The following is an 11,347-nucleotide window of genomic DNA, read 5'->3' on the forward strand; positions in this document are numbered from 1 at the left end:
TCGTTGGGATGGCGATGCTGTTTGGTTCCAATGCCGCCATCGCAGACCTGGCGCTGCCTATGAAAGGCGACACGGATGTTAAGCTCATTCAGATCTGGGATAAAACCTTTCCGCTGAGCAGCGCCGTCGACCATCAAAAAGTCACCTTTAAAAACCGCTACGGTATTACCCTTGTCGCCGATGTCTATGTGCCGAAAAATCACCCGGCCGGTAAGCTTCCAGCCCTGGCGGTCAGTGGGGCATTCGGTGCCGTAAAGGAGCAGTCATCCGGTCTCTATGCTCAGGAAATGGCCCGGCGTGGTTTTGTTACTCTGGCTTTTGATCCTTCCTATACCGGCGAGAGCAGCGGCGAACCGCGTAATATCGCCTCACCCGATATCAACACGGAAGATATCATGGCGGCCGTCGACTATCTGGGTCTGCTGGATATCGTTGACCGTCAACGCATTGGCCTGTTGGGCGTCTGCGGCTACGGCGGGCTGAACCTTAGCGCGGCGGCAATGGATAAACGTATCAAGGCTGTCGCCACCTCGGTGATGTATGATATGTCGCGCCTGTGGGGTAAAGGCTTCCAGGACAGCTATACCCCGGAACAGCGTAGCAAAGTGCTGGAAAACATGAGCCTGCAGCGCTGGAAAGACGCCGAGAATGGCGTGCCTGCTTATGAGAGCCACAATGTCAGCTTTGATAAAGCGGGTAACGTGGTCCGGGATAAAACTATCCTGCCAGCAACGCTGCAAGCGGATGCCGATCCCATTACTCGAGAATTCTTCGATTATTATCGCACCAGGCGTGGGTATAACCCGCGGTCGGTTAACTCCGCCGGGTCATGGTCAGTGACAACCCCAATGCCGTTTATGAATTTCGCGCAACTGGATCATATTAAGGAAATCTCGCCACGACCGGTACTGATTATTACCGGTGAGAAAGCGCATTCGCGTTACTTTGCGGAAACCGCCTACCAGCAAGCGGCTCAGCCTAAAGAACTGGTCATTGTTCCGGGCGCTAACCACGTGGACTTATATGACAACCAGAGTGGAAGAATTCCCTTTGATAAACTGGACCATTTCTTTAAAGCCACTCTGAAATAACTTTTTATTGATAACCATTTTAATACCTGTGTCGGAATTAAGCCGGCACACAGGAGCGAATATGCATAATTTTAATTTTTATAATCCAACACGTATTGAATTCGGCATCGATAAAGAAGATACCCTTGCTGACCATATCGCCAAAGACGGTATTCATCATGTGCTGATTTGCTATGGCAGCCAGCGAATCAAAAATGAGGGTCTGTTCGAGAAGGTCACGCGCCGTCTCGTATCCCAGGGAATAAGCTGGTGTGAATTTGGCGGTATTATCAGCAACCCGGTCATTTCATCGGTCAGAAGCGCCGTTGAGATGGCGCGTAAGGAAAAGGTACAGGCGATTATCAGCATCGGTGGCGGCTCGGTTCTTGACAGCGCGAAAGCGATTGCTGCGGGAGTCGACTATCCAGGCGACGCCTGGGAATTGTTCACTGGCGACGGGGAATTAATCTCCGCCCTGCCGATATATGCCATTCTGACCCTCGCGGCCACCGGTAGCGAAATGAATCCGTATGCCGTGGTGGTTAACGAAGAAACAAAAGAAAAATTATCCATTGGTAACGATGCCACTCGTCCACGGGTGACGGTATTAAACCCGGCGTTGATGACGGGTGTTCCGAGGGAATACCTGGTCTACTCGGCAGCGGACATTATTTCGCATTTGATCGAGGTGTACTTTACGGCCACCGTACTGCCCAGGCTGCAGTCCAGACTGATTGAATCATTGATTAAAACCGTCATCGAAACGACGGATATACTGATTAACGATCCGCAAAATATTGCGGCACGCGGCGAATTTGCCTGGGCTTCGACGCTGGCGCAAAATGGGATAACCTTCTCCGGCGCCGCAGATTATAGTTATCCTAACCATGCGATTGAGCACTCGTTGTCTGCCCTGTTCGACGTGCCTCATGGCGCCGGGATGTCGGTGGTGATGCCTGCATGGATGAAATGGTACCAGTCCCAAAATAAAGCCCAGTTTAACCGCTTCGCCCGGGTAGTTTTTAACGTGGAAAGTGCGGAAGAAGGTATTGCTGCACTGGAATCCTGGTTTACGAAAATCGGCACGCCGGTGAGACTTTCCGAGGTGAATATTTCTGCCGAGGCATTACCTTCAATTATCGACAATGTTAAATCGCATATCCGGGCCTTTGGTATCGCCGAAACCTATTCGCCTGATGTTGTCGAAGTTATTTTGCAAAATGCGCTTTAATGGCGAATAAGAATGGCTTCGGGAAGGTCCCTTTCATTCGCGATCAACCAATACAGAGTGACGCCTGCCGTAAACGTTAAGGTGTAATAAACCCTATTATGGACCTCAGAAAACATTCAGCTTATGATGATGATAAAAATCACTCCTCCAACTGGAGGGGGGTATTTTCCATCACGCTCTGCGTATTTACGCTAATTGCTTCAGAATTTATGCCGGTGAGTCTGCTCTCCCCCATCGCTATGGATTTGGAGATCACCGAAGGTACCGCGGGTCAGGGAATGACGATCTCAGGAATATGTGCTGTTTTAACCAGCCTGTGTATTCGCAGATTGGCAGGTAAAATGAACCGCAAATATTTGCTGTTACTCCTGACCGCGTTGATGGGGATTTCGGCTTTAATTGTAGCGATGGCGCCGAATTTCAGCATTTATATGCTAGGGCGCGCATTGATTGGTGTAGTCATTGGCGGCTTCTGGTCAATGTCTGTCGCCACGGCGGTCAGGCTGGTCCATATTAGTCAGGTTCCGCGCGCTCTGGCCGTTTTTAATGGCGGCAATGCGCTTGCCACCGTGGTGGCCGCACCGCTGGGTAGCTATCTGTCGTCAGTCACCAGCTGGCGTGGCGCCTTTCTGAGCCTGGTGCCCATCGCCGTGGTAACCTTTATCTGGCAATGGATAAGCCTTCCCTCAATGAAAGCGGGAGCGCACCAGGCCGCTAGCGGTTCCGGTCTGCGCAGACTACTGGGCGATCGTTCGGTGGCGATTGGCATGGGCGCGGCCGGTATTTTTTTTATGGGGCAATTTACCTTATTCACCTATATTCGCCCGTACCTCGAACTGATCGCTCAGGTCGATGCCAGGACCATCTCGCTACTATTATTAGCGATCGGTATTTCCGGACTCGCGGGGACTACGGCTATTGGACTGGTGATCAAAAAGCAGCTCTATAAAACGTTAATCATTATTCCGCTACTGATGGCCCTGATTGCGTTATTACTGATCCCGCTGGCGACAAACGTTGTTGCGGTGTCGATTCTGCTGGCCCTGTGGGGCGTACTATCCACCGCGGCGCCGGTGGGGTGGTGGAGTTGGGTCGCCCATGCCAGCAAAGCGGATACCGAATCAGGCGGGGGACTGATGGTCGCCACAGTGCAGTTTTCTATTGCCCTTGGTGCAACGGTCGGCGGTATTTTATTCGACTATCTGGGCTATGAGAGCACCTTTTGCCTGAGCGCCGGGATGCTGGTCGTGGGCGCGCTGATGACGATCCAGACGGCGCGACGTTCTGCTGACTGATTACGCGCGATGTTTGCTGGCTCGGTTCCGGCTAACGTCGTCGACCACTCAATAGAGACGAAAAACTCGACTGGATAGCCAGGCCAGAATATCTCTGGCCTGGCTATCCACGACTCAGGAAGTACACTGATGATGCCCTTCGTTGGCCCACTGATGAATGCCATCGGGTCCTTTTGGTGTAGAAGGTTTTGGACAAGCCACGGAAGTATAAGCGCTTCCCGCCCTTCCTTTTGTTATTGACTGGCGTGAATTCGCCCCCACGCCATCCATACACCCCGTACGGCAATCATTCGCATCAAACCACATCACGGTAACGGCAAAGCCACAGTGGTTAATCCAGAAGTCTGCCAGTGAATTCGACGTCGAATCACGGGTAAGGCAATTATCAGCCGGAGGATAGGATTTAACTGACGAAGAAACCGATGACGGCCCTTGCGAAGACGCGGTTCTCAGGGCGACGTTTTGAGGCGTTGTGACGGTCGCGACTGAACCGCCAGCAGCGGTTTGAATTGTAGATTGAGGCCGCGTACCTGATGAACTGTGGGCTGACTGAGTCACCGGTTGTTTATTCGCGACGCTGGCGACCGTATTATATCCCGTTTGCGGGTCGCTGGTACCGCCGAGAGTAAATACGTCATAAAGCATGACAACGGGTAAGGTTGCGACATACCATGTCGCGACACCATAATGGCCTTTATCAATCTCCTTCCCGGTTTCATTTAGGGCTTTTTGCGTTGTGCAGGATATTAAAGCAGGGAATAAAATTGCGATGGCTATCACACGGAAGAAAAACATATTAACCACTCCCATCCAGCAGGAATTAGATATACGGACTGACCGCTCAGAGAGCGATTAAATCCTTCATTCGTTTTAGGAGGATTATAATGGCGGTAAAAACAGATCCACTCATCCATATGAATGAGTGGATGAAATAAATCAGCCGTGAATCGCACGAATGATCAGCAGTAGTTCTGCCTGATTACGGGTGTGGGTTTTCCGGTACAGGGCGCTAAGGTGGGTTCTGATCGTGGCGATAGATACGCCCAGATGTAAGGCGCATTCATCCGGCGTCATGCCCCGCACCAGCAGCTCCGCCACCGCATTTTCGGCAGGCTTGACGTTAAACAGTTCCATCAAGGCGCTGCCGGTGAGAAACGGCTCGGGAATAATCACGCAGGCGACCCCGGCAAGGCGGGCCGCCGGGATCACGAGGATCGGTTTCGGCTGACGCCCGGCGGTATAGCACACCCCTGCCCTCGGCGGCTCTGCCGTCCGGGTGGCCTGCTCGATAGCCCGTTTCAGTTTTTTGCTGTCGGTATTGAGGCACAGCGTATCGCCCCCGCTATACCAGGAGAGGCGGGTGTTAGCGCGCAGGTAGCGTTCGGCATGCGCGCTGGCGTAGAGAATTTTACCGCCATGATCCACCAGCCATACCGGGTAGATCCCGTTGTCCATCACCGCGCTCTGGTATTTTATGGTGTCTCGCAGCTGTTCAAATCGGGCGTGAAGCTGGCAGGCGGTTTTTAACGCCGGGATCAAGCGCCTGAACAGTTCAAACTGCGCCGGCTGCGGATAAGCCGCCGTATTGGCCGTCATCAGTGACAGATAGGTGGCATAGCCATTGAGGGTGCATAGCTTGACGCTGGTAAGATTATTCAGATCGTTGGGGTGATGAAACTCATTGTAATAGACGCTGCCGGCAATAAATTTATCGCCTAAATACTCGCGGTCCCGGTACATTTGCCCGACCGGTAACGCGGTCAATATTTTTTCGGCGGGATCGATGGCCAGAAACACGTCGCGATAGGCGGTGAAGACCTTCTCCTCCAGCAGGAATGAATCGGTCAACAGATGCGCATTGCCTTTATCGTAGAACAGAAATGCCGCGTACTGATGGCCGGTGAGGAACGCCAGTTTCTGCAATGCCGATTTCCACAAATCGGGATCCAGGGTGGCCATCAGCACCGTTTCCAGGATCTCGATGTAAATCAGTTCCGGATCAATCGCCATACCGCCACCTGTGAGTCACTGTTTCCGCTGCCGGAGCGGCGCATGTGGCCGCCCTGATCAGCATAGTTCCGCCAGCGAAACAATGACAGTCCCGGTTCGCTAAGCAGACCGGGAAAGGCGGTTGCCGGGAGCGTGACGCCAATGCGCTATCAAGGGGGCTCAGGATCCGCTGTTGCGGGTTTGGATGGCGCCCCCCTTCCGGCATAGCGTCCGCCAGACCATCAGGGCGCACAGCAGGGTGACGACAGCCAGCCCGCTAAACAGTAGCGTATAAGCAGAGTCATAGCTCTCGCGCAGCGCCCGGAGGGAAAAGTCAGGCAAAAGCGCAGCCGCCTGCGGCATATTGCCGGCTCCCAGCCAGCCTGCGGCGCGGTGAATCACCTCGGGGGTATACCCGTGAACGCGACTCTGCAGGGTCAGGGTATTGCTTGCCGTTAATACCGCAGAGACTATCGCCAGGGCGATCCCCTCGCCGGCAACGCGAACGGTGTTGAACAGGCCTGCCGCCATACCGGCTTTCGCCACCGGCACAGCGGATATCGCCAGGCCGTCCATCAGCCCCCAGGGAAGCGCCGCCCCCGCCCCACAGAGGATCAGAGCCAGCACCAATTGCGAAAGATGGTTACTGTGAAAAGCATCGCCCAGCAACAGCAACCCGACGGAGGCCATCATCAGCCCTCCCGTGGATACCCGCCCCGGTGAAAACCAGCGGGTGAGCAGGGCCGCAACGGATGGGAAAACCAGCATCGGCGTGGTCAGCGCCATCAGATACAGTGCGCTCTGCGACTCACTCATCCCCTCTCCGCCCATAAAATGCAGTGGAACAACAATCAGCAGGACCACGTAGCAACAGCAGGTGGCGACAGGCAGCAACAGTACGCCGACAAAACGCGGATGGCTCAGCAGGGAGAGTTCCAGCACCGGGTTGCTCACCCTCTGGCAGCGCACGGCAAACGCCACGAACAGTCCCGCCGACGCGATGAACAAGGCCAGCGTGGTCAGCGATAAAAAGCCGCGGGCCGGAATGACCATAAGCGATGCAGTAAACAGCATCAGGGCCAGCGTAAACAGGGTTAAGCCGAGGTTGTCAGGTGTCCGCGGCTGGCTTTGTTCTGCCGCCGGCAGATACGCCAGACCGATAAGCAGAACCATCGCCGAGAGCAGCGCAAACAGGGCGTATACGCCGCGCCAACCCACCGCGTCGGTCATGAAGCCGATCAGCAGCGGGCCGAACGCCAGGCCGGCGCCGAACACCGTGCCCAGGATGCTGAATGCCCGCGTCCGCTGAGCGCCGTCATACAGCTGGGCCAGCGCCGCACTGCCGCTGGCTAAAATCATCGCCGCGGCCAGACCTTGCAGCGCCCTCAGCACGCCTGACAGGAAGAGATTGTGCGTCAGACAAAACAGCAGGCTGCTCAGGCAAAACAGCGCGGCGCCGGCGATAAAAATACGTTTTCTGTCGATGGCATCCGCCGTCACCCCTGCGGCCAGCAAAAAGCTGCCGAAAGTCAGCATAAAGCCATTGGTCAGCCACGACAGCGCAGCGGGAGAGCCGCCCAGCGACTGCTGTATCGCCGGGGTTGTCATGACGCCGCCGGTAAAACTTAACGGCAGCAGCAAGGCCGCCATAAAGACAGAAAGCGCGGCCAGGGCGCTGGCGTATCGGGAAGGTGTTCTGGCGGTGAGTAACATCGGGCGGCCCTCATCAGTCGGCAAGGAATGAATAAACTATCGCCATCCTATTGCGGATGTTATTGCCGATAAATAGACTGAAAATATCTTCTTAAGAGACAAAAGGTTTATAATCGATGGACAGCCTCACTTCGCTGACGTCCTTTGTCCGCACCGCCGAAACGCTAAGCTTTGTTCAGGCCGCCAGGCTGCTGGGGATATCTGCCTCGGCGGTGGGTAAGAATGTCGCCCGGCTTGAGCATAAGCTGGGGGTCCGGCTGTTCAACCGTAGCACCAGAAACGTCAGCCTGACGGCGGAGGGGGCCGCGTTTCTGACCCGCTGCCAGAGTATCCTGGAGCAGATCCAGGAGGCCGAGTCAGAGCTGACAAGCAGTCTCTCACAGCCCACCGGTAAACTGAGGATTTCACTGCCTGTCATCGGCTACCGCCTGCTGCTCCCCGCCCTCACCGCCTTTAGCCGTCTGTATCCGCAGGTTGAACTGGATCTCGACTTTAGTGACCGGCTGGTCAATCTGATCGATGAAGGATTTGATGTCGCTATCCGCAGCGGCGAACTAGCGGACTCCCGTTTGATCGCCAGAAAGCTGGGGGGCTTTCGTTTTGTGCTCTGCGCCAGTCCGGCCTATCTGGCGGAATACGGCGTTCCCGGCTCGCCAGCGGAATTAGCGGCGCACAAGTGTATTTTTTTTCGCTTCCCCGCGACAGGGCTGATCCAGCCCTGGGAACTGCGCGATATGCGGCTGACGGGAGATTTCAGGGCCGCTGCCATTATGACAGTCAATAACATTGAGGCCGCCATTCGCTTAAGCGCGGCGGGGATGGGCATCGCTTATGTGCCTGATTTTGTCGTGCGCGAGGCCATCAACGAGGGACAACTGCAGGAGGTGTTGCCCGGCTGTTGCGTCAAGGATGGGCATTTCTCGGTCCTGTGGCCCGCCAGCCGCTACCTGTCACCAAGAATACGCTGTTTTATCGATTTTATGACTGCGGCAGAGATACCTTTGTCACCCGCATCGGCGACCCCTATCCCTTGTGTCTAACAATTTGTGGTGATTAGCTCCCCCCACTGAAGCAGAGTGTGCCGCCCCTTCCCCTAAGGCCAGAAAAGTCTGCACCGCTGAATCTTGATTTGCAGCACATGGCCCTCCGCTTCACCTTTCACACCAGCACATCAGGGTGAACGGTTAGTCGGTTTGAGGTTTACTCAACAATTACGACGATTTTGCCAACCTGTCCATTTGCTTCCATATAGCGCTGTGCATCCGCAATATCTTCAAGCGGGAATATTTTATCAATGACAGGTTTCAGTTTGCCGGTACGTAAACCTTCGGTGACGAAGGATTTTGCGCGTGCCATTTTTTCAGGGTCTGTCGTAATTTCAAACAGCTCATATCCGCGCAGCGTGAGATGCTTACCGAGAATATCAAAGACAGGCACAAGCAGGTCGCGACTGTCTAGCGCGCCGTACTGGAAGAACATACCTTGCGGTGCCATCACCTGGGTCAGTTTTGCCACGTCCGGACCACCGACAGGATCAAAAACAATATGGGCGCCCATGCTATCTGTCGCATGATTGATTTCCGCAACCATATCCTGCTCAGCGGTAGCTATAACAGTGGCGGCACCAGCTTTTAGAAGCATGTCTCTTTTTTCGGCAGTCCGGGTAAGCGCAATGGGTTTAGCACCCAGCATGTTAGCTATCTGTATGGCAGCCAGTCCTACGCTGCTTGATGCTGCGCGGATCACAACATTCTGCCCAGCCTGAAGGTTGCCATATTCAACCAGTGCGCCATATGCAGTGACATACATCATCCAGCTTGCCGCTGCCTCCTCGAAGGAAAGGTTTTCAGGATGCTTCACCACAGCATTTACCGGGGCATTGACCAGTTCGCCGTACATGCCGTATTCATTAAACATAAACGAAGGAATAACGCTGACCCGATCTCCAGTAACAATCCCTTCAACATGCTCACCAACGGCCTGCACGACGCCCGAGGCCTCGTAACCCAGGCGTGCTGGAAATTCCGGTTCAATGACATACTGACCGTTACGGTACATGATTTCTGCACGGTTAAGACCAATAGCATGTACGCGAATCTGAACTTCACCCGCTGCTGGTGCGGGCACCTCCACATCTATAACTTCCAAAACTTCCGGACCACCGGTGCGGTTAAAGGTAACAACTTTAGACATATTCAGCTCTCGTCAGTTATCAGCACATCTTTAGAATATTGTTGAAGACATGCCCGGTTCATTTACTGACAATCTACGCTGCTATAAACGTCCCAAAAATAGCTGACAGGGAACTTCAGTATTAATTATCTATTAATAATCCATTGGTTTCAGCGGTTCTGCATGGTCAAAACTTCACTGAACCAGTCGATAAAGACCCGTACTTTGGGAGATAGGTAGCGCCTGTCCGGATACATCACCGACACGGGCTTAGACACAGAAGGATATTGCGTCAGAATCTCTTCAAGAGCTCCGGAAGCAATATGTGGGGCAAGGGCGTTAAAGGTGGCCTGGATTATGCCGAGGCCCGCCAGGCCACAGGAAAGCAGAATATCTGAATTATCAACCAGCATGCTGCCCACGGGACGCAACGAAACGATCTTCCCATCCTTAGTAAATTTCCATTCCATCACATCACGACTGTGGTCGCTGAAAAAGTTTATTGCCCGATGCTGATCCAGATCCGCAAGTGTTTCCGGTCGTCCATGTTGTAGCAGGTAAGATGGGGCTGCACAGGTGACCATCCTGATGTCGCCAAGACGTCTGGAGATAAAACTCGAATCCTGAAGCTCACCCAGGCGGACAAGACAGTCCACACCTTCAGTGATTAAATCGGTTCTTTTGTCCGATGAAACCAATACGACATCAATGTCAGGATACAGTGACTGGAAATGTTTGAGATTAGGGATCAGTATGGCGTGAGCCAGCGCCAGCGGGACATCAAGCCTGAGCCGCCCCCGAGGTGGAAGGGTAGGTGAAAAACTCGCCATCATGTCATTAACTTCAGACAATACAAGCCTGGCGCGATGATAAAACGCCTCCCCTTCAGCCGTAACGCTCAACTTACGGGTAGTGCGATGGATGAGTTTTACGCCGAGGTCGTCCTCTATCTGCTGTATCGCTTTGCTCACGGTGGGACGATGAATCTGCAGAATGTCAGCGGCTCTTGTAAAGCTGCCCTGCTCAACAACCTGTACGAAAATATTAAGGTATTCAATCATGTTTGAATGCACGTGATCACCTGGCTTTAGTTAGGCTGTTTGTAGCTGGCATTGTAAAGTAAACAATTCCGATGGGCACCAAGTTAAGGACTTGATGGCTTTCAAAATGTCCGCTCCTGGCTGGGAGTTCAATGTCTGCTGTGAGCGAGGAGCAGACGCTGAAGTCTCCCTCAATGAAGACAACTCATGCCGCTGCTTTAAATTATCGGAATTGAATGGCAGCTCAATGTGCCATCTCAAATGTCACATCAATATTACCCGTATGCCTGAAAATCCCAACTCCAGAGTGGATACGACCCACTTTCTGAAGGTTACCTATCCGTTCATTGTTCTGTTCGTACATGATGACGAAGCTATGGCGGGGAGCCCAGTAAACAACATCGCCCACTTCATAACCGCTGGTCTGCGTTTCGTTTGCAGGCAGGGCATCCGGGAACCGGTAGCACATTTCGCGTCCGTAAAGATCTTCCATGGGCAGCGTCAGCGGAAAGCGAGAGACCAGCGCCCGGGTGGTGGCATTGTCATAAAACGTTGCCGTCATCACCTGGTCACCTGCGGTGATCTTGACCCGGATACCTTCGGCCTCGGCACCCAAAGATGAAAATGACACCGCCGTCAGGGAGGCCAGAGCAAGCATGACTGGTTTGAACATAAAACTCTCCGTTATTTTTATATTTTCAGGAATAACGGCACTACAATAGTGCCGTTCAGAAACATTATTTATCTGATTTCAGATTGGTGTTAAAAAATGAGACCAGCTTTGGATTTGCCCCTATATTTCCAGACACCTGTTATCACTTAACCCATTACTGGCCC

At 53.4% G+C, this 11,347-nt stretch carries 9 protein-coding genes and 2 pseudogenes; 4 read left to right on the forward strand and 7 right to left on the reverse strand.

What is annotated here, in order from left to right; genetic code table 11:
* Positions 1-8: 8 nt before the first annotated feature.
* From ABLU50_RS09185 to ABLU50_RS09195, 3 genes are all read left to right on the forward strand, one after another.
* Positions 9-1,091 carry an alpha/beta hydrolase gene (locus ABLU50_RS09185; RefSeq protein ID WP_223171628.1) on the forward strand — a complete coding sequence of 361 codons (1,083 nt, stop codon included), beginning with the start codon at positions 9-11 and terminating at the stop codon, positions 1,089-1,091.
* A 61-nt stretch (positions 1,092-1,152) separates the two neighbouring features.
* Positions 1,153-2,301 (forward strand): iron-containing alcohol dehydrogenase, encoded by a 1,149-nt coding sequence (locus ABLU50_RS09190; RefSeq protein WP_064183314.1) that lies wholly within the window; start codon positions 1,153-1,155, stop codon positions 2,299-2,301.
* Between the two features lie 98 nt (positions 2,302-2,399).
* Positions 2,400-3,596 carry an MFS transporter gene (locus ABLU50_RS09195; protein WP_087832998.1) on the forward strand — a complete coding sequence of 399 codons (1,197 nt, stop codon included), beginning with the start codon at positions 2,400-2,402 and terminating at the stop codon, positions 3,594-3,596.
* 114 nt (positions 3,597-3,710) lie between these two features.
* Here ABLU50_RS09195 and ABLU50_RS09200 read toward each other — a convergent pair whose 3' ends face one another.
* The 4 genes and pseudogenes from ABLU50_RS09200 to ABLU50_RS09215 form a co-directional block, all read right to left on the reverse strand.
* On the reverse strand, positions 3,711-4,400 hold the full coding sequence (locus tag ABLU50_RS09200) for a hypothetical protein (RefSeq protein ID WP_129550391.1): 690 nt from the start codon (positions 4,398-4,400) through the stop codon (positions 3,711-3,713).
* A gap of 132 nt (positions 4,401-4,532) precedes the next feature.
* Positions 4,533-5,336 carry a LuxR C-terminal-related transcriptional regulator gene (locus tag ABLU50_RS09205; RefSeq protein ID WP_306074998.1) on the reverse strand — a complete coding sequence of 268 codons (804 nt, stop codon included), beginning with the start codon at positions 5,334-5,336 and terminating at the stop codon, positions 4,533-4,535.
* Between the two features lie 156 nt (positions 5,337-5,492).
* Positions 5,493-5,606, reverse strand: a pseudogene (locus tag ABLU50_RS09210) (LuxR family transcriptional regulator); the annotation flags it as partial.
* 159 nt (positions 5,607-5,765) lie between these two features.
* A complete protein-coding gene (locus ABLU50_RS09215) occupies positions 5,766-7,298 on the reverse strand; it encodes an MFS transporter (protein ID WP_087832997.1) in 1,533 nt (510 codons plus the stop codon).
* A 116-nt stretch (positions 7,299-7,414) separates the two neighbouring features.
* Here ABLU50_RS09215 and ABLU50_RS09220 point away from each other — a divergent pair.
* Positions 7,415-8,351: pseudogene (locus ABLU50_RS09220) on the forward strand (LysR family transcriptional regulator).
* 147 nt (positions 8,352-8,498) lie between these two features.
* Here the strand turns inward: ABLU50_RS09220 and ABLU50_RS09225 are convergent.
* From ABLU50_RS09225 to ABLU50_RS09235, 3 genes are all read right to left on the reverse strand, one after another.
* Positions 8,499-9,491, reverse strand: a complete 993-nt coding sequence (locus ABLU50_RS09225) for a zinc-dependent alcohol dehydrogenase family protein (protein ID WP_060655945.1) — start codon at positions 9,489-9,491, stop codon at positions 8,499-8,501.
* A gap of 149 nt (positions 9,492-9,640) precedes the next feature.
* A complete protein-coding gene (locus ABLU50_RS09230) occupies positions 9,641-10,531 on the reverse strand; it encodes a LysR family transcriptional regulator (protein ID WP_012968014.1) in 891 nt (296 codons plus the stop codon).
* A 223-nt stretch (positions 10,532-10,754) separates the two neighbouring features.
* Positions 10,755-11,183, reverse strand: a complete 429-nt coding sequence (locus ABLU50_RS09235) for a cyclophilin-like fold protein (RefSeq protein ID WP_012968013.1) — start codon at positions 11,181-11,183, stop codon at positions 10,755-10,757.
* Positions 11,184-11,347 lie beyond the last annotated feature (164 nt).

It is taken from the genome of Klebsiella sp. GG_Kp173, assembly GCF_040062415.1.
In the GTDB taxonomy this organism is placed as follows: Bacteria; Pseudomonadota; Gammaproteobacteria; order Enterobacterales; family Enterobacteriaceae; genus Klebsiella; species Klebsiella quasipneumoniae.